Here is a 26,449-nt window from a genome sequence, read left to right on the forward strand (position 1 = left end):
TATGCACTGGAATAAAAAATTATTAAAACATATAAACATCTATATTCCCATTCTGGTGCTTTCTTTAATAATCATAGGCCTTTTTGTTATTAGTAGTGCTACCGGGATGGCTGATGGTAATCATCAGCCATTTATTAGAACTCAAATAGCAGCTACTGTATTAGGAATAGTTTTTATAATTCTTCTACTTTTTTTGGATTATAGAATCTTTAAGGATTACGATATAATTATTTATGCTTTAACAATTATAATGCTTGGTTTTATATTTATTTTAGGTATAACTGTTTCAGGGGGGAGGCGCTGGCTCTCAATTGGACCAGTAAATTTTCAACCTTCTGAAGTCTCTAAGATATTTATGATTTTATTTCTAGCATCATATTTAGATAGAAATCGAAATAAATTAAATACTTTAAAAGATCTTTTTAAAAGTCTTTTATTTATTTTCCCACCGTTTATTTTAATTGTTTTGCAGAATGATTTAGGAACTGCTTTAGTATTGATGTTTATATTTGTTGTAATGTATTATGCTGCAGGAGGGAAGTTAAAACATATTTTGTTAGTTTTTGGTGGGGGGTTTTTAATAGTTGTTTTAATTATAACAAGTCATGTTATTTTTGAAACTCCATTACCCTTCTTGCAACAGTATCAATTAAATAGATTGATTGCTTTTGTTAATCCAAATATTGATCCTTTTGGGATTGGATATAATATTATTCAGTCAAAAATAGCCGTAGGATCAGGATTATTAACTGGTCGAGGATTTCTTTCAGGACCTCAGACTCAGTTAAATTTTCTTCCAGAAAAACATACAGACTTTATATTTGCTGTTTTAGGAGAAGAGTTTGGTTTTATAGGAGTTGCAGTAGTGTTAATAATCTACTTACTTCTTTTATTACAAATATTAAAAGTTGCTGCCAGAGCCAAAGATGGTTTTGGTCAACTTATAGCAATTGGTGTTATGGGACTTTTCTTATTCCATGTTCTTGAAAATGTTGGCATGGTACTTGGAATTATGCCTATAACAGGTATACCTTTGCCGTTTATAAGTTATGGGGGGAGCTCAATGGTTATATCTTTAATTTCAATTGGGCTTGTGATTAATATTAATATGAGAAGGAAAAAGATTATATTTTAGAGTTTTAAGGTGGTGTTTTTTTTGGCTGAAGTTTTTAGTCAAATTGATGATTATTTAATAGAAGTGGATAGTCCTGAAAGATACATCGGTCAGGAATGGAATCAGATAGTTAAGGACTGGGATAGCACTGATTTTAAAATATGTGTTGGGTTTCCAGATACTTATGAAATTGGCATGTCCCATCTTGGTTTGAAGATAATTTATCATATGCTGAATGAAGAAAATGAGTTCTTATGTGAAAGAGTTTTTGCTCCCTGGACCGATATGGAAGATCTTTTAAAAGAAAAAGATATTGGCCTCTTTTCTTTAGAAAATAAAAGAGAGCTTATGGATTTTGATTTGCTTGGTTTTACTTTGCAGTACGAGATGAGTTATACAACTATTTTAAATATGCTTGACCTAGGAAAGATACCGGTATATAGCTCTGAAAGAGGCAAAGAAGATCCGTTTGTGATGGCTGGTGGTTCAACAGTATTTAATCCTGAACCGATTACTCCATTTATAGATTTCTTTTATATTGGTGAAGCAGAAGAGAATTTATTGAACGTTGTAAAATCATTAAAAAAATGGCAAGAGCAAAATTTGAATAGAGATGACATACTATTTAAATTAGCCCAACTATCTGGAGTATATGTTCCATCACTATATGAAACTCAGTTTGATGGACAGGAATTTAGTGGTATTAGACCTTTAAAAGATAGTATTAAACCTGAGATTAAAAGACAGAGGGTTAATAATTTAAACAATGCGTATTGTCCTACAGATTATATAGTCCCTTATATGGAAATAGTCCATAATAGAGCCGTTATAGAGGTTTCTAGAGGTTGTCAGCGTGGATGCAGGTTCTGTGCTGCAGGAATGACCTACAGGCCAACTAGAGAGAGATCTGTTGAAAAAATCATTGAATTAGCAGATAAGACCCTTGCAAGCACAGGTTATGATGAGCTTGCCCTGGCTTCTTTGAGTACAGTTGATCATACTAAAATTAAAGAGTTATTAGACCAGTTAACTGAACGTTATAATTCCAGTAATATTAGTATTTCATTGCCCTCATTAAGGGTGGATGAATTTTCTGTAGAAATGGCTAAAAACGTTCAAGAGATTAGAAGAAGTGGTTTGACCTTTGCCCCGGAAGCAGGAACCGATAAATTAAGGGAAAGAATAAATAAGGGAATAAAAGAAGAAGATTTGTATAAATCTGTAAAGGCCGCTTTTTCTTATGGCTGGCACAGAATTAAACTTTATTTTATGCTGGGCTTACCTGGAGAAACTGAAGAAGATTTATTAGGCATTGCTAATATGGCAAAAAATGTCCTGGATATTGGTCAGGAAATCAGAAGAAACACTGATCGTAGAATGAAAAAAGTAGAAGTACAGGTAAATGTGACTACATTTATTCCTAAACCATTTACACCGTTTCAGTGGGTTAAGATGGCATCAATGGAGGAGATCAGAGATAAAATTAACTTTCTACAGAAAAATTTAAGGAAAAAAGGTATAAATTTTGATTGGAATGATCCTGAAGTAAGTAGACTTGAGGGTTTAGTTGCCAGAGGTGATAGAAGAATGTCAGAGGTAATATATCATGTATGGCAGCAGGGAAGTCGCCTGGAAGGCTGGAATGAGCATATTTATCCTGAAAGATGGTTTGAAGCTTTAGATAAATATAATATAGAAATTGAAAGTATAATTGGTGAAAAAAGCCCAGATCAACCGTTGCCCTGGGATCATTTGATAGCAGGAGTTAACAAAGAGTTCTTAAAGGAAGAATATAGGAAATCATTTTTGTCTGAAGAAACTCCTGACTGTCGTTGGAATTATTGCAGTGACTGTGGAGTATGTTATAAACCATATTCAGAACTTTGTTTAGAGAGTAACCAGGTGATTGACAATGTTAATTAGAGCTAAGTTTGCAAGAGATTATAATTTGAGATACATTTCTCATCTGGAAATAATGGATACTTTCAGAAAAGGAATCAGGAGAGCCGGTCTACCAGGTGCATATAGTCAGGGCTTTAATCCAACATTGAACCTTTCACTTTCTCAACCTTTGCCTGTTGGTATGGCTGGCGGAGGAGAGTATTTAGACTTAGAATTAACAAGACCAATTAATGGAGAGGGTTTTAAAGCCAGGCTGAATTCTTTTTTACCAGAAGGCTTAAAGATATTAGATGCCAGATATATTCCTGATCAGACTGGATTAAAGTCTTTGCAGGCCCTCTTAAATAGAGCTGAATATCATATTAGTGCCAGGGGTAAATTAAAGGAAAAAAGAGAAGTATTAATTGAAAAATTAATGGCAAAAAATAAAATAATAGTAATCAGGAAAAGGAGAAATAAGCCTGATAGAGAATATGATATTAGGCCACTAATATTTGAAGCAAAAGTTTTAAAAGATAATAAAATATCTTTTATAGTAAGCACGGGCAGTTCAGGCAATGTCCGTCCTGAAGAAATTGTTAAAGCTTTACAGACATTAGAACCAGAGGTTCCTGACCATTCTGTAATTGATTTTTATAGGTCAGGACTTTTTGTGGAGAAGGGGGATAAAATAATTTCCCCATTAACAGACCAGGTATTGGAGGAGAGATAAGATGTGAGTAAGAAGATTTTAATTAATTCAGGTATTCGAGAAAAGAGAGCAGCAATTTTAGTAAATGACAATTTAGATAATCTATTTTTTGAAAGAGACACCTATGAACGTAATGAAGGGAGTATTTATCGAGGAAAAGTTAAAGATGTGCTTCCTGGTATGCAGGCTGCTTTTGTAGATATAGGCAGTGAGCGTAATGGTTTTCTTCATATAAACGATGCTTACCCATTATTTAATGAAAAGCAAAGAAAAAGATTTTCCCAGAGAAAATTAAAGATAAATCATGTTTTAAGTCCTGGCCAGGAAATCATGGTTCAGGTGACAAAGGAACCTATTGGGGAAAAGGGTCCGAAATTAACATGTAGAGTAAGTCTTCCAGGAAGATATTATGTTTTTCTTCCAAATGAAAATAGGATTAATATTTCTAGAAGGATAAGAGATCATGGAGAACGGGGTAGATTAAAAAATATAACTAAAGGTTTAAAGAACGGTAACACAGGGGTAATTATAAGAACTAATGCTGCCAATAAAGAAAAGAAAATTTTAAAGATGGATTATAACTTTTTGAATTCGTTATGGCAGAGAATTTTATCCCGCTATAAAAGATCAAAAGCTCCGAAACTTCTCCATAGTGATATAAATTTAATTCATCAGATTGTTAGAGACCATTTAGGGTCCGATATTGACAGAGTTGTTATTGATGATAGAGAAGATTATAAAAATCTTTCTGAGTTTGCTGAAAGACTTGATCCAGATATTAATTCTAGAATATTTTTATATCAAAGAGAAAGACCAATCTTTGAGACCTATGGTATCGAGCAGGAGCTAGACAAATTAATGCGTCGTAAAGTCTGGCTTAAATCAGGTGGTCATGTTGTTTTTGATTCAACAGAAGCTCTTGTAGCTGTTGATGTCAATACTGGAAAATTTGTCGGTAAAAAGAACTTACAGGATACTGTTTTTAAAACTAACCTAGAAGCTGCAAAAGAGATTGCCAGACAGTTACGGTTAAGGGATATTGGTGGAATAATAATTATAGATTTCATAGATATGGATATTGAGTCTAATAGGAACAAAGTTCTTGAAGTACTGGAACAGGAACTGGCAAGAGATAGAACTAGAACATCAATATTAGGCTTAACTAAGCTAGGGTTAGTTGAGATGACAAGAAAGAAAGTAAGAGAAAGATTAAGTGAGTTAGTTCAAAAAGAATGTCCATATTGTGATGGAACAGGTAGGATTGTTGCTGAAACTACAATGGCTTTTAAAGTAATTAGAGAATTAAATTCACTGGCTTCAAGGGAGAATTTTGAAGCAATTTTATGCGAAGTCCATCCAGATGTTGCTGCAGTTTTAATTGGTAATGGTGGAGAAAAATTAAACCAATTAGAAAAAGATCTTGATAAAGATATTTATATAAGAGGAAATAATAAATTACATCGTGAAGATTTTGAAGTGATTAAAAAAGGTAGCAAAGAAGAGTTGAAAGAACTGGCATTACCAGTAAAAGAGGGCCAAAAATATCGTTTAAAGATAGAAGATCAGCATTCTGAAAATCGCTCCGCAGGTATTAGCAGATATAAAGGATATATAATAATCGTAGAAAAAGCTGGTGATAGAGTAGGCCAGGAATGCAGGGTCAAAATTGATTCAGTTCATAGAACTTATGCTAAAGCAGAACTATTATCTAATTCTTGACTTTAACAGATTTATATGATAATATTTTATTCTGTAGGGACTAAAATTAGTGCCTGCCTGACCAAAACCGCGCAGGAAAGGGCTAACTAAAATGAGAGAGATCTCTCCCTGAACTGGCGAGTCTGAGGAAAAGGAGGTGGATTTTTATGTATGCAATTATAAAAACTGGTGGTAAACAGTATCGTGTTAATGAAGGTGATATCTTAAAGGTTGAAAAGCTAACCACTCCAGAAGGAGAGAAGCTTGATATCGATCAGGTATTAGCTATTTCCAATGATGAAGGCTTAAATGTTGGTCAGCCTTATTTAGAAAATGCTAAGGTTGAAGCAACTGTTTTAGAACATGGTAAAAACAAAAAGGTTACTGTTTTTAAATATAAGCCAAAAAGTCGTCAAAGGACAAAGACTGGACATAGACAACCTTTCACCAGAATTAGAATAGATTCAATTAATGGATAATAAAAACAATTTTAATAAATTTTATATTCAGATACAGGGGGTGAGGATAAATGGCAACGAAAAAAGGTGTTGGTAGTTCTAAGAATGGTCGCGATAGCATATCGAAACGACTTGGAGTAAAAGAATTCGGTGGAGAATTTGTTACTGCCGGCAGCATCCTGGTCCGACAGCGTGGTACTAAATTCCACCCTGGATTTAATGTTGGACGAGGCAATGATGATACCCTCTTTGCCAAAGTAGACGGTTACGTTAATTTTGAAAGAAAAAGTAAGAAGAAGCGTACAATAAGCGTTTACACTCCAGAACAGTATGAAGCAATGGCTCAGTAAGTACTGTTTTGAATAGACTTTTTATCTCCCTCAGTACATGGTGCTGGGGGATTTTTATATCGAGCTAACAGGAGTGATTATATGTTTATAGATAATATAGAAATTAAAGTAAAAGCTGGTCGAGGAGGAAATGGAGCAGTTAGTTTTCGCCGTGAAAAATATGAACCTCAAGGAGGCCCTAATGGCGGTGACGGAGGCGATGGCGGCGATGTTATATTAAAAGTCGATAAAGGCTTGAATACTTTAAGCCATTTAAGATATAACAATATATATAAAGCTAAAGATGGTAAAAGAGGCCAGGAAAAAGGCAAAACTGGAAAAGAAGGTAAAGATTTAATTTTAAATGTTCCTCCTGGAACTATAGTTTATGATTCTACCGGAAAAGAACTTATAGATTTAACTGAACCAGAATCAGAATTTGTTATTGCCAGAGGAGGTCAGGGTGGCCGTGGAAATGCTAGATTTAAAAGTTCAACAAGACAGGCCCCTAAATTTGCTGAAGAGGGTCAACCTGGAGAAGAAAAAAATATTAGACTGGAACTTAAGCTTATAGCTGATGTTGGCCTTGTTGGTTTTCCTAATGTTGGCAAGTCTACAATTATATCAAAGATATCAGCTGCCAGACCAAAGATTGCAGGCTATCACTTTACAACGATCACTCCAAACCTTGGAGTTGTAGAATATGATCAGTATTCTTCCTATGTAGTAGCAGATGTTCCTGGCTTAATTGAAGGAGCACATCAAGGTGAAGGTCTTGGGGATGAATTTTTACGTCATTTAGAAAGAACAAAAATCCTAGCCCATGTTCTAGATGCTTCAGGACTTGAAGGACGAGATCCAAAAGATGATTTTAAAAAAATAAGTAATGAATTAAGAAGTTTTAGCAAAAAGTTATCAAGACTTCCCCAAATTGTGGTTTTAAATAAAGTCGATCTCTTTAACGATCGACAGGAAGTTGCTGAATTAATGAAGTATTTTCAGGACGGAGGCTATGAAGTTTATCCTGTTTCAGCAATTACTGGAGAGGGAATAAAAGTTTTGAAAAAAGAATTAGGTAGATTAATTAATGAATATGAACTGCCTGAAGAAACCATTGATTCAAAAGAAGATGATATGGTTGTTATTACTCCTGACTTTGAAGATGAAGAACCTGAATTAATTGTAAATAAGATCAGGGATAAATATTATGAAGTTAAGGGTAAATTAGTTGAAAGACTTGTAAGTAGAACTGATATGAGTAATGATGCAGCCGTTAGAAGAATGCTTCATATATTAAGAAAAGAAGGTTTGTATGAAATTTTAGCTGATAAAAACATTCCTTCTGGAGCCACAGTTAGAGTTGGGGGACTTGAGTTTGATTATATACTATAAAATAGGAGGTGTTATTAATGGAATTAACAGGCAAAGATAGAAGTTATTTGAGAGCAGAAGGCCATGGCATGGACCCACTTTTACAGATTGGAAAAGATGGTCTTTCAGAGTCAACTATTGAAAAGACTGAAGAACTTTTGACAGATCATGAATTAATTAAAATAAGAGTTCTTGATAATAATCAATTATCAGCCAGGGAATCAGCCCATAAATTAGCAGATGAAACAGATTCCAGTGTAGTTCAGGTAATTGGTCATGTAGCTTTACTTTATAGAGAAAATCCCGAAATATCTGGATATAATATACCTCAATAAGGAGGAATTTTTGGAGTTAGCTTGAATAATTAAGGTAGCATAGATAAAAGGAGGCTTATAATGAATAAAATTAAAATAGTCACAGATAGTTGTTCAGATCTCCCGGATCATATAATTAAAAAATATGACATAAGGATGCTACCGACTCCAGTTCATATAGGTGATGAAAGTTTTCTTGATAGAGAAACTTTAAGTACAGATGAATTTTATCAAAAATTAGAAGATGGTGCTATGCCATCTACTTCTCAGATTTCACCAGGTAAATATGAGCAGGTATTTAGAGAAGAATTAAAAAAAGACAATCAGGTTTTGGCTCTCTGTTTTTCAGGAGAATTAAGTGGTATTTTTCAATCTGCCGCTTTAGCTAAAAAGAATATTGGAAGTGATGATATTAAAGTGGTAGATACCCGCAGTGCATCGATAGGGTTTGGAATGACAGTATTAAGAGTTGCAAAAGCTATTAAAGAGGGTAAAACACTCTCTGAGTTAATAGAGATAGCTGTTGATAGTGCTGCTTATATGGAACATATCTTTGCAGTTGGTTCTATCGAAATGTTAAAGCGAGGAGGGCGTATTTCAGGAGGAAAGGCTATGATAGCTAACGTCCTTAATATTAAACCAATACTCCACTTTGAAGACGGTGAGATATTACCATATTCAAAAGTAAGGGGAAAAAAGAAGATGATGCAATTTTTAATAGATGAAATGAAGGAAGCCGGAGAAAGACCTGACAAAGAAATGATTGGGATAAATCATTCAGCCAGCCCGGAGCTTGCTGAGAAAATTAAGTCAAAAATAGAAAATAAATTTGGTACAGAAGAATTTTTAATTGGAGAAATTGGAGCAGCAATTGGTTCTCATGCTGGCCCAGGCACTGTTTCAGTTTTCTTTAGAGGCAAAGAAAAAATTGCTGAGCCAGTAGTTATTTAAATTTAATTTTGATAAACATTTTTACTTTTAAGATCTCTGGCTTCGCTGGAAATGACCTTTGATTCCCAGACTCTAGAATGGTAAATTCCCAGCCCAACTAAAGTGATAATAAAATTGCTTAATATCATAGAATACCAGACACCGGTAGGCCCAAAGTTTGTAAATTCTCTGAAGAATAAAATCAAAGGTATTCTTAAAGCCCATAACCGGCCTACCATCATTATCATTGAATAAATAGTATGGCCTGAACCCTGATATGTACCGATAAATACCTGAAAGAAGCCCATTAAAGGAAGTGTTAGAATTATTAATTGGAGATAATCCACTGTTTGATTAAATACAGTTATATCTTCAGTAAAAAAGCCTGTTAAATTAGGAATAAAATTATAAAATAATAAGCCAGCACCGCCCATTATTACTGTTGATAAGAAAGCGCTTCTTTTTATAGCAGATCTTGCTCTTTCTATTTGATCAGCACCCAGGTTTTGACCAACTATTGTTGCCAGGGCTGTTCCAATACCCATAGCTGGCATTAAAACAAAAGATGAGATTCTATTACCGATTCCAAAAGCAGCTATAGTTTCATTGCCATAGGCAATAATAAACATATTTAAAAACATAAAACCGAAAGCAGCCATTGATTGTCCAATACAATTAGGTAAACCAACTTTAAAGAGACTTATAATCCGATCACTTGGTATTAAATCTTTAAAACTAAGCACTAGTTTATCATCTTGAGCATTAAATAATGTTTTAAGACCGTAGGCTGCAAAGATTCCTCGAGAAAATACTGTGGCAATAGCAGCCCCTGCTATTCCAAAATTTAAACCAAAGATTAGTAAAGGGTCTAAAATAATATTTAAGATTAAAGATGTTAATTTTAATTTCATTGGTGTCATCGTATCGCCCTGGCCCTGTAATATGGCAGCATAGGCTAAAAATAAAAAGAGGCTTGGCATTCCAAATAGCATAATCCTTAAAAAGGCTACTCCATTTGTCAGGACTTCGCCCTCTGCTCCCATTAGACTGACAATTCTATGACTGGCTAAAGCAGCAGGGATACCTAAACCTAATGAAAGAATAATTGAGATAGAAATCAGTTCTCCAGCTGTCCTTTTAGCTTCATCTTTTCGGCCATTGCCAATATACTGAGCTATTAAAGAAGTTCCAGCTATATTCATACCCATTCCAATGGCTAAAAAGAAGAAAACCACTGGCCAGACTAAAGTCATAGCTGCCATTGGTATTGAGCCAAGTTGACTGACAAAGTAAGTATCTGTAATATCATAAGTAGACTGGACAACATTGTTCATCATTATAGGCCCAGCAAGAATCATGATTGCTTTTGTTATGTTTCCATTTAGGATTAAGTGTTGATTATTATCAAGTTGAGTCAAAATTATCCTCCTCAATGATGCTGATTAAAATCTTTTATAATTATATATCTTTTAATAAATAAATGCAAGCAAATAATTAATATATTTAAAATTTCTGAGGTGAATGAAATGTTGATTTTTGAATTAAAATCTATAGAAAAATCATTTGGAATCGAGGAGGTAATAACAGATTTTAGTCTATCCCTTCAAAAAGAAGAGAGAATCGGCTTAATTGGAAGAAATGGAACTGGTAAGACCACTATCTTTAAAATATTAGCTGGCCTGGAAGAACCAGATTCAGGTGAAATAAATATTAATAATGATATCGAAATTGGATTACTAAGTCAGCAACCAGATTTAAATCAAAATAATACAATTTTTAAAGAATGTCTAACTGTATTTGCTGAAGAAATTAGATTACAGAAAAGACTCAGCAATCTAGAAGAAAAAATCTCCTCTTCAGACTCAAAAACAGAAACAAACAATTTATTAAAAGAGTATAGTAAGATTCAGGAAAAATTTGAACAATCAGCTGGTTATAGTTATGAGAGTAAAATAAAGCAGGTAGCGATTGGTCTTGGTTTCAAACATGAAGAATTAGATAAAACAATAGAAATGTTAAGTGGTGGTGAAAAGACAAGAGTTGGCCTCGTTAAATTATTACTAGAAGAACCAGATTTATTATTACTTGATGAGCCTACAAACCATCTTGATATTGAATCAGTTGAATGGCTTGAAGAATATTTAAATAATTATCCAGGCTCAGTTATTATAATTTCCCATGATAGATATTTTTTAGATAGAACTATAAGCAGGATTGTTGAAATTGAATTTGGAGAGAATGAGGATTATCCAGGAAATTATTCATTTTATTTAGAGGAAAAGGAACGTAGATATGGAATCCGTCTTAAAAAGTATCAGGAACAGCAAAAAAAGATTAAGAAAATTAAAGAACAGATTGAGCAATATAGAGTTTTCGGTAATGCTGGAGCCGGGGACAATGAAAAATTTCATCGACAGGCAAAAAGTTTAGAAAATAAACTTGAAAAGATGGAACTAATTCCCAAGCCCCGTAAAAAAGATAATATATCACTAAATTTACAGCCATCAACTAGAAGTGGAGATGAAGTTTTAAAAATTGAAAACCTGGAGTTTAGTTTTCCAGGAGAAAAGCTTTTAGATGGAGTGGATTTAGAACTTTTTAGGGGAGAAAAAACTGCTTTAATTGGGCCCAATGGGTCTGGTAAGACTACTCTTTTAAAGATGATTTTATCAGATTTAGAGCCTGATTCTGGAAGAGTAAAAATTGGACATGGAGTAGAAATAGGTTATTATGCCCAGCAGAAGCCAGTATTTAACCCTGATGATACAATGTTACATGCATTGCAAATGAAGACCGGTCTTAAAACCGGTGAAGCCAGAGATTTGTTAGCTAAATTTTTGTTTAAAGGTGAAGATGTATATAAAAAAGTTGGAGCATTAAGTGGTGGGGAAATTTCTAGATTGCGTCTTCTACAATTAATGCACGGTAAAGCCAATTTTTTAATATTAGATGAACCAACCAACCATCTTGATCTTGATTCACGGGAGATACTTGAAGCATCATTAAAGGACTATCAGGGAACAGTTCTTGTAGTTTCCCATGATCGTTATTTTTTAAATAAAGTTGTTGATAAAATTTATGAAATTAAAAACAAAGAAATGATTAAGTTTCTTGGTGATTATGATTATTATCTCAGAAAAAGAGATGACCTCTATAATAATCAAGATATTAATACTGAAGAGATTGAAAGTGAAAAGATTGGAAAAGATGAAAAATTTTATTATGAACAAAAAGCAAGACAGAGGGCTAAAAGAAAAAGAGAGAGAAAGATTAACCAGCTCGAAAGTAAAATTGAAGAACTTGAAAATAAAAAAGAAGAAATTGAATCAGAAATGATTTCAGCCAGTTATAATAGTAATATTGAAAAATTAAATAATCTCGAGCAGAAAAAGAAAGAGTTAGATAATGAACTCAATCAGCTGTATTCTCAGTGGGAAGAGGTTATTTAAGCTCCCGTATCATCTTGACATAAAGGAGGTTATCTGTTAATATTATTAAGGAATTACATTAATAAGCCCCCGTAGCTCAGTGGATAGAGCACTGGCCTCCGGAGCCAGGAGCGTAGGTTCGATTCCTACTGGGGGTACCACTTTAAATAATATTTATTTTCCAGGCGCAATCCTAAATAGGGTTGGGTCTTTTTTGATATTATATCCCTCCTACACCAACCCTACATCAACACTACATTCATCCAATCAAAATCAATATTTTATAAATGAATCTGATATCAAATAAAGGATAAAACCATTCTGATCTTTAATAATATAATTAAGCTTTTAAATATATAATCAGGGAGTGATAGAAGTTGAAATCAATCAGAAAATATCTATACTTCAACACCGATAACAGAATGGAACTGATCAATATTACCGGTCAGGTGAGATCAATCTTGAAAGAAAGCGGAATTAAGGATGGCTTATGTCTTGTCAATGCTATGCATATAACAGCAAGTGTCTTTATTAATGATGATGAAAGTGGTCTTCATCAGGACTATATCGAATGGCTGGAAGAACTTGCACCCCATGAACCAGTCTCACAGTATGCCCATAACGGCTTTGAGGATAACGCAGACGCCCATTTAAAGCGCCAAATCATGGGCAGGGAGGTAGTTGTTGCTGTAACCGATGGCAAGCTTGATTTTGGCCCCTGGGAGCAGATTTTCTATGGTGAGTTTGATGGACAGCGAGAAAAAAGGGTCCTTGTAAAGATTATTGGTGAATAATCATGATACTTTCAGGTAGAGAGATTAAACGGAAAATAGATGATGAGATAATTATCGATCCCTTTTCAGAAGACCAGGTCAATCCAAATAGTTACAATTTAAAACTCCATAATCAACTGCTTGTCTATAAAGACGAGGTTTTAGATTTAAAAGAAGAAAACTCAACAGAAACAATAACCATTCCTCAGGATGGTTTAATTCTGGAGCCTGGAAAACTTTATTTAGGCAGAACAGTAGAATATACAAGTACAGATAAATATGTGCCGATGCTGGAAGGCAGGTCTTCCATTGGCCGCCTCGGTCTATTTGTTCATATTACAGCAGGCTTTGGTGATATCGGCTTTAGTGGTTTCTGGACTCTGGAGATCTTTTGCATTCAGCCAGTTAAAATCTATCCAGATATAGAGATCTGCCAGATTTATTATCATACGATCGAGGGCGATTATGATAAATACTCAAGTGGGAAATATCAGAACAATCAGGGAATCCAGAAAAGCCTGCTCTTTAAAGATTTTAAGTAACTATTAATCATTATAGAATTTATTAAATTTTAGAACAGCTATCAAAATTTTAAGCTTTACTGAAAGGAGAATTATGATGAAGGAAGAATTTTCTGAGTTTTATTATCCGACTGAATCAGAGCTTAATAAAATCTGGCAGGAAGGTATATTTATCTTTGATACCAATATATTATTGAGTTTATACAATTTAAGCCAGGAAACCAGCCAGGAGATACTCAATATTTTTGAAAAATTAAAGGAGAGGATCTGGCTTCCCTATAATGTCCTCTATGAATATCATCAGAATAGATTAAATGTAATTATGTCAGTTTATAAACAAACAGAAAATCTAAAAAGCGATCTAATCAAAGGTTTCACCAATTATATTCAATCGAAGCTAGTTGATAATAGAGATCAGTATAACCCAGTTCTAAATTGGGATGAGATAGAAGACATGATCCTAAAGATGAAATCAGAATTCAGTGATAACATTAAGGCCCAGGTAGAAAGGCTTCCAGATAGATTCAGAGATGATGATATACGCTCCAGCTATTCAGAAATATTTCAAGGTAGAATCGGAAAGAAACTTACAGAGAAAGAATTAGAAGAAATTTACCAGGAGGGGGAGATCAGATATGAAAAGGGAATTTCCCCTGGTTATAAGGATAAAAATAAAAACAGCAAATTAGATTATAATTTTGATGATAATAGAAAATATGGCGATCTCATTATCTGGAAACAGATTCTTAAAAAAGCAGAAACAACTGAGAAGCCAATTATATTTATAACAGATGAAACAAATGGAGATTGGTGGCAGCAGGCAGGTGGCCTTAATTTTGGACCAACCTATTTTATGAAAAAGGAGATGGAAGAAAGAAAAACTCTCTTCCATATGTATAGCTCCCTTGATTTCTTTAGAGGTTTAGAAAATCATCTGGATATAAAATTAGCAGAGGGGCAGCTCGATGAGATTAAGCAAAATGCAGTCTCCGAGCTTGATTTAGATGAATTAAAAGGAGAACTGGATATTAAAGCAGAAAAGTTTACTGAAGATGAACTGGAACTATTTAAATCAAAAATAACTGACCGGCTCAATAAACTGCAAAGAAAAAAGAATTACAGACTCAACTCCATCTCCTCAATGCAGGCTGAAATAGATGAGTTAGAAAGCACATTAGATATTATAACCAGCCTTTCAAGTAATTAAATAGAGAATTTAACTATTAGATTTTGATAAAGAAATTCTTGTAGCCTGCTTAATAGCCATTTTAGTTGAGGCAAACAATTTATCTTTAGATAAATAAATATTCTCTTTACCTATTAGACTGTCCAGACCATAATCTTTTAAGGTATTTGCAATATTTTCATTTAAGCCTGCAAATATTACCTTTCCGTTATTTCTTTGAACTTTATTTATAAAATACTCTAACTCTTTGATAAAAGATAGGTCAATATTTTCTACATCCTGCATTCTAATAATAAATTTTTGTTTTAAACTTTCATGGTTATTGAATTCTTTTTTTAAGCGATTAATAGAATTAAAAGTAATATTACCTGAAAGATTAATTAATATATATTCTTTATTTAAAGTTGAACAGGTATTATTGCTTATAAATTCATCACTTTGACTTTGATAAGTTAAATATGAATAATTTAAACCGCTTGAATTCTTTAAAACTAAAATTAATGAAATTCCAATTCCAAAATAAATTGCATAGTCGATTCTTGGCGCAAAAATTGTTGTAATAAAAGTAATTGTAAAGATAATGCCATCAAATTTATTCTGAAAGCTATTTTTTATTTCATCAAAATCAATCATTCCAGCTGCAACTACTATTACAATACTTCCTAGAGCCGGTATTGGGATATAGGTTCCAAGGGATCGGAAAAATATCAAGACTGGTAATATACTTATAGCCGAAATAAGTTGAGATAATTTACTCCTGGCCCCGGCCTGGAGATTGGCAAAACTTTTTGTCATTGAGCCAGAGGTCATAAAACCTCCATAAAAAGAGCAGGCTATATTAACAAAACCCTGATTTAAAAATGCTTGATTAAAATCTATATCCTGGCCTGTTTTTAACTTTAATGCCTTAATCGTACTTAAGGTATACATCAAACCTAACAGCGCCGTAGATAAAGCTGCTGACCAGTAATTAAGCATAAAACTGCTTTCAAATTCAAATAGGTTAAAAGTTGGTACTCCAGGTGGAAATGCTCCAGCCACCTCTAAATTACTCTCCCAGCCTAGAAAATAAACAAGAATAACTGAAATAGTCATAGGTATGAGATAAGCTATATCGGCTTTATATCTTTTGATAAAAATTATAAGAATTAAACTGAGGCTGGAAATTATAATGGCATGGATATTAATCTCATTTATATTAATTATAAAATAATAGAATTCCATAAATATATTTGAACCAGATGGGTGCTTAAAACCGAAAAAATAACCTAATTGTCCGCTTATAATCAGGAGGCCGACTCCTGTTAACAGTCCATTAATTACTGATCTAGAAATATATTTAACCAACTCACCTAATTTTAAAAGACCTGTTAGCATCTGCATGATGCCAACCATAAAAGTAAATAATAATACTGCCTGGAGATAATTTTCCTCTGGTATACCTGAGAGGACACTGGCAATAGCCAGGGAAGTTATATTAGCAGGCCCAACAATCAAATATTTCGAGGATGTAAGAATTGATGCAGTAATCATCCCAATAATGGCAGAATATAAACCATAGACAGGTGGGAGACCGGCAATTAAAGAATATGCCATTGTCTGGGGTAAGACCAATGCAGTTACCGATAAACCTGATATAAAATCTGCCTTTAAATCGGCTTTCGATTCTGGAAGACCCCTCAATAAATTAGACTTTATTTTTTCTTTAAAATAAAAATTCATAAAAATTACTCACCTGATTCTGAAATTATATTTATTCCTTCATCCCTAACATTATAACATATTAATATTAAAAAACAATTATAATGCTCTCTTTTAAAATACTTATGAAATGCTATAATATAAATAGAAGGGGGCATAATCAATGAACAAAAAACTATTAATAATTGTATTAACAGTAATATTGATTTTAGTCTCTGGATTATTTAACCAAGATATTTTGGCTGATGAACTGACAGGAGAAGAAATTATGGAATTAGTTGATGATAATCAATTTTTAGCCTCAGCTAGAGTCGTTTCAGAAATGACGATTATAGATGGTGATCGAGAAAGTGTAAAAGAGATGAAATCATATATAAGAAGTGATGGAGAAATAACTGATGCATTAACTGAATTTCATAATCCTAGAGACCGTGGAACCAGGTATCTCATGCAGGATGATGAGCTCTGGATGTATTTCCCTGATGCTGAAGACTTAGTCAGGATCTCAGGCCATATGCTCGAAGAGGGAATGATGGGGAGTGATTTTTCCTATCAGGATTTACTGGAATCAGAACAGTTAACTAAATTATATGAGTTTGAAAAAGTTGATAGAGAAACGATAAATGAAAGAGAGGCATATTTAATATCTGCAACTGCTAAAGAAGATGAAGAGCCAGCTTATTATCAGCGGAAACTCTGGGTTGATGTTGAAAGATTTGTAATCCTTCATGAAGAGATGTATTCCAGAGATGAACGCCTGCTTAAAGAGATGATTATAAAAGAAGTTACTGAAATTGATGATGATCGCTGGCTTCCAACTAAAATGGTAATGGAAGATAAACTGCTTGAAGATACTGAGACTATCTATGAGATAGATGAGATAGAACTAGATTATGATATCCCGGATGGAAAACTAACCCTGGATGAGCTGCAGTAATATTTACAGACTAATATTGTCTAACTATTGAATAATATTAGACCTCTGATGAATTTCATCAGAGGTCTAAAAAAATACATACAATAATTTCAAAATATAATCTTGATAAAATAATTAATATAGTTTACAATTAATTTTTAGTCCAAAAAAGGAGTTAATACAATATGTTATTTGAGTTAGACAGAATTTTATTTCAATGGTTATTTAATATATCATTAGAATACCAATTAATTGGAGAGTTGATGGTTATAATTACAGATTGGTCTTCAATAATCTTTGCTTTAATTTACATAACTGGTATCGGGGTACTTATATATAATAAAAGCAAAAAAATTGTTCCATTTTTATTAGCGCCTATTACATCATTAATAACAGTGCAAATAATTAGAATACTATATTATAGACCAAGGCCATTTATTACTTTGAATATAGAAAACTTGATTTACCATTCAGCCAGTGGCTCAATGCCCAGTAGACATGCCATCAGTGCTTTTGTAATAGCTATATCTATATTATTTTACGTAAATAAAGATTTAGGCAAATACACACTTTTTTTAGCAGCAATCACCGGTTTATCAAGGATTATGGTTGGAGTTCATTATCCGCTAGATATAATTATAGGAGCTTTATTGGCCTTATTAATTAGCCTTATATTTAAAAAGATATCTATATATCTAAATTTAGCTTAATTTAAATGATAAACCATAATATCAACTTTTTTATTTCTATAGGTAGTATTCTCGATTATCTCCCAGCCCAGTTTTAAATATAATCCAGTTGCATGTCTGGTAAAGAGGTAATATTTGTCCAGACCAATATCTTTAACTTCCTGGTTTACTCGAGATACTAACTGTGTTGCTATTCCCTGCTCCCTTTCTTCAGGCAATACATAAACATCTGCCAGCCAGGGCCTTAATTCTGGCCTGGTTTTCATATCATCTTCGATTAATGATGCAGTTCCAACAGGTTTATCATCAATTAGAGCAACAAAACAGGTTGGAACTTCTTTTTTATTTAAGCGGCTTTTTAAATCCTGGTACCATTGAAAAGGACTGGAATCTTCATAATAGACTCCCCATTGATTATATAACCAGATACTAATTTCAGGTAAATGTTCCTTTGCATCAACTAAATATTTTATCTCCAAAGATATCACCACCTCCAATAGTCTTATCGATATACTTCTTGATGTATGACCTATTTACCTGCATTATTTAATAAATTTTAACTTTAAAACAGGTAAAAGGTCTATAAATTTATTATAATCTTCATTTTGTAGATGGGTTTTGGTATAATGATAGTATAATATATAAGTTCCCTTCCAGAAAAATTATTATATATAATTCGGTCTTATAATAAACTTTGAAAAAGGAGGGGAATATTTTGGATTATCAAGATATCACTGAAATCTATCAGGAAATTCAGAAATCACTTAAAAAAGACCCGGAATGCCAGAATTTAATTTATAATTACCAGATCAACCCGGATTATAGAGAACTCTCAAGGGATTTTATTCAGGAATTAGATTTTAAAAAAGAAGTCAATTTAATTTGCGATAAGAGTAAATTGAAACAGGAACTGAAAACTGAAATTAATCGGCAACTTAGATATAATGGTAATGTTTCATTAATTATCCTGCATTTTGACTTATTAAAAAGTTTAAAAGAAAAATCTAATTACAGATACTGGGATACAATGTTTTTAAGACTCTCTGAGATAATCTCCAGAAAAATTCGAAAGGTAGATATTTTAGCCAGATGGAGTCGGGATATTCTAATAATTATTAACCCCAATACCAGATTGAATTCAGCTATTAATTTAGGGAAAAGAATTAGCAGGGAAATTGATAAACAGAAGTTTGATGGTATAGGTAATTTTAATTTCAAATTTGGTGTTACAGCTTTACGGCCCCAGGAGAACTGCATAGATTTATTAGACAGAGTAGAGCCTGCAATTGATCTTTTAAGAGAAAAGGGAGAGATTAATCTCTATATTTTCAGTTGATTCTTATCATTATAACAATTTAGAAGTCTGGTTTCAGATTTTATATTGAGCAAATAAATTATATAAATAGTATTACAGAGTTAAAGGGCCGATTTTAATCGGCCCTTAATTTTAGTTATTTTATTGAGATAACATTTTAATTCTCATATTATTGTCAGCAATAAAGATATTATTTTGATTATCTAGACTAATCGAGAAAATTCCGTCTCTTAAATCTTCAAATCTCCATATTTCTGACCCTTCTGGATCCAGTTTGAATATCTTTGTATCAGTATTAGCAGTATAGATATTATTCTGGGAGTCTGTGGCTAGAGACTGGACTGTCCCAGTATGGCCTTTAAATGTCCATAATCTTCTGCCATCCTGATTGAATTTTCTAACCTCACTATCCCTGCTTCCAGAAATAATATTATCCTCAGCATCAACTGCAATAGCTGTAACAGCATCCCAGTGACGATCATAATACCAGACCTGGTTGCCGTCTGCATCTATCTTTCTCAAAGTATTATCTGTGCTGCCACTAAATACATTTCCCTCTGAGTCTACAGCAACAGCATGGACAGGTCCGGTATGGCCATCAAATGTCCACAGCCTGGTACCCTCAGGGTTAAACTTCCTGACAAGACCATCCCTGCTGCCGGTATAGATGTAGCCAGAATTATCAACAGCAACAGATGTTACATTAGACCAGTGGCGATCATACTGCCAGACTTCCTGGCCGTCAGAATTAATTTTTCGCAAAGTATTGTCAGAACTGCCACTATAAATATTTCCGTTATTGTCAAGGGTAATTGAATTTACTACACCTCTATGGCCATCAAATACCCAGATCGGATTGCCATCAGAGTCCAATTTTTTAACAGAATTATCTGTAGTACCGATATAAATATTGCCCTCAGCATCTACAACTATTGACTGGGCATCGAAATCTTCTAGATTGAGCTGCCAATCCAGGTTCTGAGCAGAAACTGTTAAACCAGAAGTGATCATCACCAAAAAGAGGAAAGAGAAAACAATAACAAAACTTTTTGTGAACACAGAGAACTGAACTGATTTTGGCATTTTTAATCATCCTCCTAGTAATTTCTTGATAGATATTGATTAAATAATAGCATAAAAATTAACAATGTCAATAGAAAAATCAATATGCCAAAAAATATTTTCAAAGTATTTTAAAGTATGATCACTTATAATATATCTGGATAATTTATAACTTTACCTTCCCAGGTTCTTATCTTAATATAACCTTTGCCCTGAGATATATTATAAATAGGGTTAATTGGGGTTTTACCAAGGCCTTCAGGTGCATTAATGATATATGTCGGTATAGCCATACCAGAGGTATAACCTCTAAGCTTTTCCATTATTTCAATACCTGTACTTACAGAAGTCTGAAAATGTTTAGTGCCTTTAACATTTTTAGCATGAAAAATATAATAGGGTTTAACTCTTGCCTTTAATAGTTCCTGGTTAAGCTTTTTCATAACATGGGGGTTGTCATTAATCCCCTTTAATAATACAGCCTGATTGCCAATCGGTATCCCGGCTTTACTAATTCTTTTGGTTGCCTGGTAAACTTCAGCAGTCAGTTCTTTAGGATGATTAACCTGGATATTAATATATAATGGGTGATATTTTTCTAGCATATCACAGAGTTCATCAGTAATTCTCTGAGGAACTGATACAGGCATTCTACTGCCGATTCTTATGATTTCAACATGATCAATAGCTCTTAGTTTTTTAAGTGTTTTTTCAAGTTGCTCATTAGTTAAAGTTAAAGGGTCTCCACCAGTTAATAAAACATCTCTAATTTCTTTATTATTTTTAATATATTCGATACTTTTATTAATCTCTTTTTGATTGTGATGCTGATCAGTTTCGCCAATCTCCCTTCGTCTTTGACAGTGCCTGCAAAACATTCCGCAGATATTGGTTAATTTGATAATAAGACGATCAGGATACCTTCTAGTTATTGTCCCAGCAGGATTTGTTAATTCCTCTTTCATCGGGTCTAATTTTCCACCATTATTCTGTAATTCTAATGAAGAGGGGAGGGCCTGTTTTTTAATTACACAATCTGGATCACCAGGTTCGATCAGGCTTAAAAAATAAGGAGAAATTGCCCAGCGATACTTGTCTTCAGCAAGTTTTATTTCCTCAAGAGTTTCATCTGAGATATTGATCAGCTCTTTTAAATCATTAATATCGGTAATTCTATTATCCAGTTGCCATTTCCAATCATTCCAGTTATCTTCAGTAGCTTTCAACTTAGACATAATTAATTTTTTATTATTTTCTATCTCATTTTTCATTTTTATACCGGTTTTAATTTTAGATTTTACCTGTAAATAATCATCTATAGTATCTTTAAGCTGACTGGCTCTTTTTAAGGCAGCTTGCCTATTTTCATCTAAGTTTTTTTCCATTTTTTATCCACTCCTTGCATAATTAAAGGTTAGTAATCTCTTCCAGGAGATTAATTATTCTTGTAAATGCAATAAGAATTAAACCTGGTAATAATAAAAATAAAAAAGATGAAAATACAATTCCAGTGACAACAGCTATTTCAGGAATATCTAAAACATAAATTAAAGAGTGTTCTGGAATTATATTGGTAAAGACAGTCAAGCCAATTACAAATATTGCGACAATTATTAATAATAGACCTAAAACAGAAAGTATAAAATTCAATAATTTATTCATTTAATTTCTCCTTCCAGGCTAAATGGGTAAAAAACTCCACATAATAATAATATCAATAAATTATCTAGTATGCAAATATATTGTAATTAGATTAAACTTTTTCTGTTTGTTATGTTATAATATAAGATGATGGTATTTTAGCTTTATAGTTTACAAGGAGGTTTTTCTTTTGGGTTGTAGTCTTACCCTGACAGGGGCAATAATAGGTTTTTTATTTTTTAATATTCCAGGAGCAATACTTGGTGCCTTAATAGGTTATTTATTTGAAGGCAATTCAGGTGGTTCAAGTAGAAGATTTTCATATAATAGCCGTAATCTTCAACAACAGGAATTTTACAAAAATCTTTTTGGATTGCTAGCAGTATTTGCTCAGGGGGATGGTGTTGTTACAAGAGAAGAAATAGATATTGTTGATCATTTTGTTAGATATGAATTGAATTTAAGTGAGCAGGATAGAAAGATGGCCATTAAATTTTTTGATCAGGCTAAAAGAAATGGTTATGATTTAAAATATTATGCAGAAAAGATTGCAAAGTTAGTTAGATATAATCCAAATATTTTAAATTCTATTATGAATTTATTGTTCCGTTTAAGTGATGCCAATGATGGCCCCAGTAAAAAGCAGGAAGAATTTTTAGATGAGTTACAATTTATATTCAGACTCAGTCATGAAAAAAATTATCAGGACAGTAGAAGTTATAGAAATAATAGAACCGGCTCCAGAAGGATGTCCAGCAGGAACCGGCTAAAAGAAGCTTATAAAACTTTAGACCTTGAACCTGGTGCTGATAAAAGCCAGGTCAAAAAGAAGTATCGGGAGTTAGCTAAAAAATATCATCCAGATAAGATAATAGCTAAAGACTTACCAGATGAATTTGTGCAAATGGCCAAAGAAAAATTCACTGAGATACAGGCTGCTTATGAAGAAATCATGAAAAGTAAAAGAAGTTAACTATTTTTTTGAGACTTTTTATGCTCTCTACCTAAATTAATATAGGTTTTAGCAGATTCTTTTATTTTTTTCCTTTCTTCTTCAGTAGTCTCTCTAATAATTTTTCCTGGGAGCCCAACAACAAGACTATTTGGCGGGATTTCTTTGCCTTCAGGGATTAAGGCATTTGCACCAATGATGCTGCCAGAGCCAATCTTTGCATCATTTAAAATAGTTGCTCCCATACCAATCAGGCATTCGTCTTCAATTTCGCAACCATGCAGGATAGCGGAATGGCCAACTGTTACATTTTCACCAACTATTAAAGGCTGGTCAAAATCAACATGGAGAGTAGAATTATCCTGGATATTAGTACCACTTCCAATAATGATTTTATCCATATCTCCACGACCTACAACATTTGGCCAGATATTACAATCTGCTCCAATTTTTATGTTACCGATTAATCTGACTCCTGGAGCAATATAGGCAGATTCGTCAATTTCTGGTTCTAGTTGATTATAAGAGTAATTCATACTATGGCCTCCTTTATATATTCTTTACTTGCATATAAACATATCATTTAATATAATGATATCATGAATTTAGGCTGGTGATAAGGTTTGATTGAAAAAAATAAGAATTGTGTAATTTATGGTGGAACATTTGATCCTCCTCACCTGGGCCATCTTTTTTTAGCAGAGGCTGCCAGGAGGGAGCAGAGTGCTGAGCAGGTTATCTTTTTACCAGCCGGTGATCCTCCCCATAAAAAAAATAAAAAAATAACTGATGCTAGAGATAGATTAAATATGGTCAGGCTTGCAGTCAAAGATAATCCATATTTTAATGTGTCTGATTTTGAGATTAAACAGACAGGTCTGTCATATACAGCAAAGACTTTAAGGTATTTTAAAAGTGAAGGTTTTAATGTATCTTTTATTATTGGTGCTGATTCACTGGATGAAATATTTAGCTGGAAGGATCCAGAATATATTTTAGCAAATAGCAGGTTACTTGTTCTTCCAAGGAAAAATTATAATATAGATAAAATTTTAACTAAAGATAAATACAAAAAATATATAGATAATATTAATAAATTAGCTGTTGGCAGAATAGATTTTTCATCAAGTCAGATTAGAGAACGAATAAAATCAAACAAAAGGATTAAATATATGACACCTTTTGAGGTCGAGGAATATATTGTTCGAAAGAGATTATATTTAAAATCAGAAACAGTTGATCAGACTAAATTTGCACAGATTGATAATTATTTAAAAAATAATATGTCTGATGATAGATATCAACATACCTTAAGAGTCATTGAAACGGCTTCAAATATAGCTGGTAATAAAGACTATTTAGAGAAAGTAAAAATTGCAGCTCTCTGTCACGACCTCTGTAAGGGATACCCGGAATCTAAATTGCAGAGATTAGTAAAAAACTCTAATTGGCCTTTAAAGTCTTTTGAATATAAAGAAGCTTCATTATTGCATGGACCTGCCTCTGCTTATTTAACAGAAAAAAAATTTGATATCACCGATAACCAGATTTTAGAAGCAATTAGATATCATACTATCGGTCATCCGGACCTGGGTTTAATTGGCAAAATTATTTTTTTGGCAGATAAAATCGAACCTGGGCGAGATTATCCTGGAAGAGGAGAAATCTATAAGCTTGCTTTAGATGATATTGAACAGGCCATTTTAAAGCTTACTAATCATAATCTGGAATATTTGATGAATAGAAATATTGAAATTCATCCAAATTTGATTTTATTAAGAAATAGTATTTTGGGAGGTAGAAATAATAATGAATAAAAAAATTCCTCTCAAAGGGAAATTATTTGTTATAGCGATTATTATTATAATATTTTTTGGCGGGATTGCCAGCCAATATCTGACTACTAACTTTTCTGCTCAGGAAAATAACCCATTTCCTGATTCTAAAATAAATGTATTAATAACAGGCCATGATGATGACCACTATGGGGTTAGCAGAACTGATACAATCATTCTTGCAAGTATTGATATTGAGACCCGGCAGGCTGGCCTTGTATTTATCCCGAGGGATACACGGGTAAGTATACCTGGTAGAGGCATTAACCGAATAAATTCAGCTTATGCCTTTGGTGGAATAGATTTAACCATTGAAACAATAGAAGATTTTTTAGATATAAATATTGATTATTATGCTGATTTAGATTTCGATGGTTTTATTAAAATCATAGATGCTATTGGTGGTGTTGATATTAATGTTGAGAGAGACTTAGATTATGTTGATAGAGCCGGTGACCTTAATATAAGTATTCCTGCAGGTCAGCAGACCCTGGATGGTGAGAATGCTCTTGATTATGTTAGATATAGAGAATCTTCTCGAGGAGATATTGGCAGGGTTGAAAGGCAGCAGAAATTTGTCAATGCTGTAATTAGCCAGGCTTTAAGCCCTTCAACAATAGCCAGATTGCCATCTATCTACCAGGAAATTAATAGGGCAGTCGATACCAATATTCCATTAATTGATATATCATCATTTTTATTTCTGGCCAAAGATATTGATTTAAACAATCTGGAAACTGCCATGGTTCCAGGTAGTCCTGAATATATTGGAGGAGCAAGTTACTGGGTTCCAGATCAAGAAGAAACAGAGGCTTTAGTGCATAAGCTAATCCATAGCAAAGAATATATTGCTAACAATCAGACTGATTTAGTTATAAGTAATGGCAATGGAACAGCAGGAGTTGCTGGAAATCTGGCAAATGAGTTAGAAAGGTTTGGCTTTAATATCAAGAGAATAACCAATGCTGATCACTTTAATTATGAAGAGACAGAAATAAGGTATTACTCTGATGAGAAAAGGCCTGCTGTTAATAATTTATTAAATTATATAGGTGGCGAAGCCATCTTTATTGATAATGAAGAGGAAGATTCAGAGATAAATAAAAGCAAGATTGAAATAATTATAGGACATGACTTTTTAGAAAGAGACCAGGAAGAGGAAGGGGTATGAATTGAATGGAAAGTTTAAGTAGTAAGGAAAAAGCTTTAAGAATTTCAGAAATAGCAGATGATAAAAAGGGGCAGAATATTTCAGTTTTAGAAGTTAATGAACTTACACCAATGGCTGATTATTTTGTAATAGTTAGTGGTCAGAATGAAAATCAGGTTCAGGCTATTGCCAGAGAGATAGAAGATAGTTTAGCTGAAGATGGTATAGAACCTCATAAAATTGCCGGCAGGGATCAGGGACGCTGGATTCTTTTAGATTACCAGGATATTATTGTTCATATCTTTCATCACCAGGAAAGAGAGTATTATGATCTTGAGAGATTATGGGCAGATGCTAAAAAATTATTAGAAGATGCATAAAAAATTCCTTGACAGTCAATTTAAATAATCATATAATTTTAATATATAAATATCTTATAAACGATGATAGAAATTAGTAGGTATCATACTGAT

Annotated in this window: 27 protein-coding genes, 1 tRNA gene and 1 other annotated feature (1 of these 29 running past the window's edge); of the genes, 21 read left to right on the forward strand and 7 right to left on the reverse strand. The window is 33.1% G+C overall.

Going from position 1 to position 26,449, the window contains the following annotated elements:
* Position 1 precedes the first annotated feature (1 nt).
* The 9 genes from rodA to I0Q91_RS02715 all read left to right on the forward strand — a co-directional run bounded on the left by rodA (position 2) and on the right by I0Q91_RS02715 (position 8,828).
* Entirely contained in the window at positions 2–1,135 is a 1,134-nt protein-coding gene (rodA, locus tag I0Q91_RS02675; protein WP_270452704.1) for a rod shape-determining protein RodA, read from the forward strand.
* A gap of 21 nt (positions 1,136–1,156) precedes the next feature.
* A complete protein-coding gene (locus I0Q91_RS02680) occupies positions 1,157–3,037 on the forward strand; it encodes a TIGR03960 family B12-binding radical SAM protein (protein WP_270452705.1) in 1,881 nt (626 codons plus the stop codon).
* On the forward strand, positions 3,027–3,728 hold the full coding sequence (locus I0Q91_RS02685; RefSeq protein ID WP_270452706.1) for a TIGR03936 family radical SAM-associated protein: 702 nt from the start codon (positions 3,027–3,029) through the stop codon (positions 3,726–3,728). The genes I0Q91_RS02680 and I0Q91_RS02685 overlap by 11 nt, the downstream gene beginning before the upstream one ends.
* Positions 3,729–3,731: 3 nt before the next feature.
* The gene (locus tag I0Q91_RS02690; protein ID WP_270452707.1) at positions 3,732–5,426 is read left to right on the forward strand and encodes an Rne/Rng family ribonuclease; all 1,695 of its coding nucleotides are present in this window, start codon (positions 3,732–3,734) and stop codon (positions 5,424–5,426) included.
* Between the two features lie 146 nt (positions 5,427–5,572).
* Positions 5,573–5,884, forward strand: a complete 312-nt coding sequence (gene rplU, locus I0Q91_RS02695; RefSeq protein ID WP_270452708.1) for a 50S ribosomal protein L21 — start codon at positions 5,573–5,575, stop codon at positions 5,882–5,884.
* Positions 5,885–5,934: 50 nt separating this feature from the next.
* Positions 5,935–6,213 carry a 50S ribosomal protein L27 gene (gene rpmA, locus I0Q91_RS02700; RefSeq protein WP_270452709.1) on the forward strand — a complete coding sequence of 93 codons (279 nt, stop codon included), beginning with the start codon at positions 5,935–5,937 and terminating at the stop codon, positions 6,211–6,213.
* An 81-nt stretch (positions 6,214–6,294) separates the two neighbouring features.
* The gene (obgE, locus tag I0Q91_RS02705) at positions 6,295–7,584 is read left to right on the forward strand and encodes a GTPase ObgE (protein WP_270452710.1); all 1,290 of its coding nucleotides are present in this window, start codon (positions 6,295–6,297) and stop codon (positions 7,582–7,584) included.
* 17 nt (positions 7,585–7,601) lie between these two features.
* A complete protein-coding gene (locus tag I0Q91_RS02710; RefSeq protein ID WP_270452711.1) occupies positions 7,602–7,898 on the forward strand; it encodes a YhbY family RNA-binding protein in 297 nt (98 codons plus the stop codon).
* A 60-nt stretch (positions 7,899–7,958) separates the two neighbouring features.
* A complete protein-coding gene (locus I0Q91_RS02715; RefSeq protein WP_270452712.1) occupies positions 7,959–8,828 on the forward strand; it encodes a DegV family protein in 870 nt (289 codons plus the stop codon).
* A gap of 2 nt (positions 8,829–8,830) precedes the next feature.
* On the opposite strand, the gene I0Q91_RS02720 is transcribed toward I0Q91_RS02715, so the two are convergent.
* A complete protein-coding gene (locus I0Q91_RS02720; protein WP_270452713.1) occupies positions 8,831–10,225 on the reverse strand; it encodes an MATE family efflux transporter in 1,395 nt (464 codons plus the stop codon).
* 108 nt (positions 10,226–10,333) lie between these two features.
* Between I0Q91_RS02720 and abc-f the strand changes: the two genes are divergently transcribed.
* The 5 genes from abc-f (at position 10,334) to I0Q91_RS02745 (ending at position 14,736) form a co-directional block, all read left to right on the forward strand.
* On the forward strand, positions 10,334–12,256 hold the full coding sequence (gene abc-f / locus I0Q91_RS02725; RefSeq protein ID WP_270452714.1) for a ribosomal protection-like ABC-F family protein: 1,923 nt from the start codon (positions 10,334–10,336) through the stop codon (positions 12,254–12,256).
* Positions 12,257–12,321: 65 nt separating this feature from the next.
* Positions 12,322–12,396, forward strand: a tRNA-Arg gene (locus tag I0Q91_RS02730).
* A gap of 216 nt (positions 12,397–12,612) precedes the next feature.
* Entirely contained in the window at positions 12,613–13,029 is a 417-nt protein-coding gene (locus tag I0Q91_RS02735; RefSeq protein ID WP_270452716.1) for a secondary thiamine-phosphate synthase enzyme YjbQ, read from the forward strand.
* Positions 13,030–13,031: 2 nt separating this feature from the next.
* A complete protein-coding gene (gene dcd, locus I0Q91_RS02740) occupies positions 13,032–13,550 on the forward strand; it encodes a dCTP deaminase (protein ID WP_270452717.1) in 519 nt (172 codons plus the stop codon).
* 76 nt (positions 13,551–13,626) lie between these two features.
* Positions 13,627–14,736: a PIN-like domain-containing protein gene (locus tag I0Q91_RS02745; RefSeq protein ID WP_270452718.1), complete on the forward strand. Its 1,110-nt coding sequence runs from the start codon at positions 13,627–13,629 to the stop codon at positions 14,734–14,736.
* Positions 14,737–14,745: 9 nt separating this feature from the next.
* On the opposite strand, the gene I0Q91_RS02750 is transcribed toward I0Q91_RS02745, so the two are convergent.
* Positions 14,746–16,437, reverse strand: a complete 1,692-nt coding sequence (locus I0Q91_RS02750) for a SulP family inorganic anion transporter (RefSeq protein WP_270452720.1) — start codon at positions 16,435–16,437, stop codon at positions 14,746–14,748.
* A 142-nt stretch (positions 16,438–16,579) separates the two neighbouring features.
* Between I0Q91_RS02750 and I0Q91_RS02755 the strand changes: the two genes are divergently transcribed.
* Positions 16,580–17,353 (forward strand): outer membrane lipoprotein-sorting protein, encoded by a 774-nt coding sequence (locus I0Q91_RS02755; RefSeq protein ID WP_270452722.1) that lies wholly within the window; start codon positions 16,580–16,582, stop codon positions 17,351–17,353.
* A 164-nt stretch (positions 17,354–17,517) separates the two neighbouring features.
* Positions 17,518–18,042, forward strand: coding sequence for a phosphatase PAP2 family protein (locus tag I0Q91_RS02760; protein ID WP_270452723.1), 525 nt, complete (start codon positions 17,518–17,520; stop codon positions 18,040–18,042).
* Here the strand turns inward: I0Q91_RS02760 and I0Q91_RS02765 are convergent.
* Positions 18,039–18,500 (reverse strand): GNAT family N-acetyltransferase, encoded by a 462-nt coding sequence (locus I0Q91_RS02765; protein ID WP_270452724.1) that lies wholly within the window; start codon positions 18,498–18,500, stop codon positions 18,039–18,041. The genes I0Q91_RS02760 and I0Q91_RS02765 overlap by 4 nt on opposite strands.
* A gap of 236 nt (positions 18,501–18,736) precedes the next feature.
* Between I0Q91_RS02765 and I0Q91_RS02770 the strand changes: the two genes are divergently transcribed.
* Positions 18,737–19,357 (forward strand): diguanylate cyclase domain-containing protein, encoded by a 621-nt coding sequence (locus tag I0Q91_RS02770; protein ID WP_270452725.1) that lies wholly within the window; start codon positions 18,737–18,739, stop codon positions 19,355–19,357.
* Positions 19,358–19,477: 120 nt separating this feature from the next.
* Here the strand turns inward: I0Q91_RS02770 and I0Q91_RS02775 are convergent, their stop codons facing one another.
* From I0Q91_RS02775 to I0Q91_RS02785, 3 genes are all read right to left on the reverse strand, one after another.
* A complete protein-coding gene (locus I0Q91_RS02775; protein ID WP_270452726.1) occupies positions 19,478–20,419 on the reverse strand; it encodes a WD40 repeat domain-containing protein in 942 nt (313 codons plus the stop codon).
* 125 nt (positions 20,420–20,544) lie between these two features.
* Positions 20,545–21,783, reverse strand: a complete 1,239-nt coding sequence (locus I0Q91_RS02780) for a KamA family radical SAM protein (protein WP_270452727.1) — start codon at positions 21,781–21,783, stop codon at positions 20,545–20,547.
* 22 nt (positions 21,784–21,805) lie between these two features.
* The gene (locus I0Q91_RS02785) at positions 21,806–22,060 is read right to left on the reverse strand and encodes a hypothetical protein (protein WP_270452728.1); all 255 of its coding nucleotides are present in this window, start codon (positions 22,058–22,060) and stop codon (positions 21,806–21,808) included.
* A gap of 169 nt (positions 22,061–22,229) precedes the next feature.
* Here I0Q91_RS02785 and I0Q91_RS02790 point away from each other — a divergent pair, with 169 nt between their 5' ends.
* Complete coding sequence (locus I0Q91_RS02790; protein ID WP_270452730.1) at positions 22,230–23,012, forward strand: DnaJ domain-containing protein; 783 nt, start codon at positions 22,230–22,232, stop codon at positions 23,010–23,012.
* Here I0Q91_RS02790 and I0Q91_RS02795 read toward each other — a convergent pair.
* Positions 23,009–23,527: a gamma carbonic anhydrase family protein gene (locus I0Q91_RS02795; protein ID WP_270452731.1), complete on the reverse strand. Its 519-nt coding sequence runs from the start codon at positions 23,525–23,527 to the stop codon at positions 23,009–23,011. The two genes, I0Q91_RS02790 and I0Q91_RS02795, sit on opposite strands and share 4 nt — an antisense overlap.
* Positions 23,528–23,614: 87 nt before the next feature.
* On the opposite strand from I0Q91_RS02795, the gene nadD reads away from it, so the two are divergent.
* The 3 genes from nadD to rsfS are packed head-to-tail and all read left to right on the forward strand — an operon-like array spanning position 23,615 to position 26,356.
* Entirely contained in the window at positions 23,615–24,808 is a 1,194-nt protein-coding gene (nadD, locus tag I0Q91_RS02800; RefSeq protein ID WP_270452733.1) for a nicotinate-nucleotide adenylyltransferase, read from the forward strand.
* On the forward strand, positions 24,801–25,997 hold the full coding sequence (locus tag I0Q91_RS02805; RefSeq protein ID WP_270452735.1) for an LCP family protein: 1,197 nt from the start codon (positions 24,801–24,803) through the stop codon (positions 25,995–25,997). The genes nadD and I0Q91_RS02805 overlap by 8 nt, the downstream gene beginning before the upstream one ends.
* A gap of 5 nt (positions 25,998–26,002) precedes the next feature.
* Positions 26,003–26,356: a ribosome silencing factor gene (rsfS, locus tag I0Q91_RS02810; protein WP_270452736.1), complete on the forward strand. Its 354-nt coding sequence runs from the start codon at positions 26,003–26,005 to the stop codon at positions 26,354–26,356.
* Between the two features lie 54 nt (positions 26,357–26,410).
* Positions 26,411–26,449, forward strand: a binding site (T-box leader) (it continues 174 nt past the right edge of the window).

Origin of the sequence: Halonatronomonas betaini (assembly GCF_015666175.1) — a bacterium.
GTDB lineage: Bacteria > Bacillota > Halanaerobiia > Halanaerobiales > Halarsenatibacteraceae > Halonatronomonas > Halonatronomonas betaini.

Bases quoted from the DNA above. Each gene is read 5' to 3' on its own strand.
- dcd (WP_270452717.1), top strand. From the start codon at position 13,032: ATGATACTTTCAGGTAGAGAGATTAAACGGAAAATAGATGATGAGATA.
- rplU (WP_270452708.1), top strand. From the start codon at position 5,573: ATGTATGCAATTATAAAAACTGGTGGTAAACAGTATCGTGTTAATGAA.
- I0Q91_RS02805 (WP_270452735.1), top strand. From the start codon at position 24,801: ATGAATAAAAAAATTCCTCTCAAAGGGAAATTATTTGTTATAGCGATT.
- I0Q91_RS02795 (WP_270452731.1), bottom strand. From the start codon at position 23,527: ATGAATTACTCTTATAATCAACTAGAACCAGAAATTGACGAATCTGCC.
- I0Q91_RS02785 (WP_270452728.1), bottom strand. From the start codon at position 22,060: ATGAATAAATTATTGAATTTTATACTTTCTGTTTTAGGTCTATTATTA.
- I0Q91_RS02760 (WP_270452723.1), top strand. From the start codon at position 17,518: ATGTTATTTGAGTTAGACAGAATTTTATTTCAATGGTTATTTAATATA.
- I0Q91_RS02745 (WP_270452718.1), top strand. From the start codon at position 13,627: ATGAAGGAAGAATTTTCTGAGTTTTATTATCCGACTGAATCAGAGCTT.
- rsfS (WP_270452736.1), top strand. From the start codon at position 26,003: ATGGAAAGTTTAAGTAGTAAGGAAAAAGCTTTAAGAATTTCAGAAATA.
- I0Q91_RS02775 (WP_270452726.1), bottom strand. From the start codon at position 20,419: ATGCCAAAATCAGTTCAGTTCTCTGTGTTCACAAAAAGTTTTGTTATT.
- I0Q91_RS02715 (WP_270452712.1), top strand. From the start codon at position 7,959: ATGAATAAAATTAAAATAGTCACAGATAGTTGTTCAGATCTCCCGGAT.
- I0Q91_RS02710 (WP_270452711.1), top strand. From the start codon at position 7,602: ATGGAATTAACAGGCAAAGATAGAAGTTATTTGAGAGCAGAAGGCCAT.
- I0Q91_RS02755 (WP_270452722.1), top strand. From the start codon at position 16,580: ATGAACAAAAAACTATTAATAATTGTATTAACAGTAATATTGATTTTA.
- rpmA (WP_270452709.1), top strand. From the start codon at position 5,935: ATGGCAACGAAAAAAGGTGTTGGTAGTTCTAAGAATGGTCGCGATAGC.
- I0Q91_RS02685 (WP_270452706.1), top strand. From the start codon at position 3,027: ATGTTAATTAGAGCTAAGTTTGCAAGAGATTATAATTTGAGATACATT.
- I0Q91_RS02780 (WP_270452727.1), bottom strand. From the start codon at position 21,783: ATGGAAAAAAACTTAGATGAAAATAGGCAAGCTGCCTTAAAAAGAGCC.
- obgE (WP_270452710.1), top strand. From the start codon at position 6,295: ATGTTTATAGATAATATAGAAATTAAAGTAAAAGCTGGTCGAGGAGGA.
- rodA (WP_270452704.1), top strand. From the start codon at position 2: ATGCACTGGAATAAAAAATTATTAAAACATATAAACATCTATATTCCC.
- abc-f (WP_270452714.1), top strand. From the start codon at position 10,334: ATGTTGATTTTTGAATTAAAATCTATAGAAAAATCATTTGGAATCGAG.
- I0Q91_RS02750 (WP_270452720.1), bottom strand. From the start codon at position 16,437: ATGAATTTTTATTTTAAAGAAAAAATAAAGTCTAATTTATTGAGGGGT.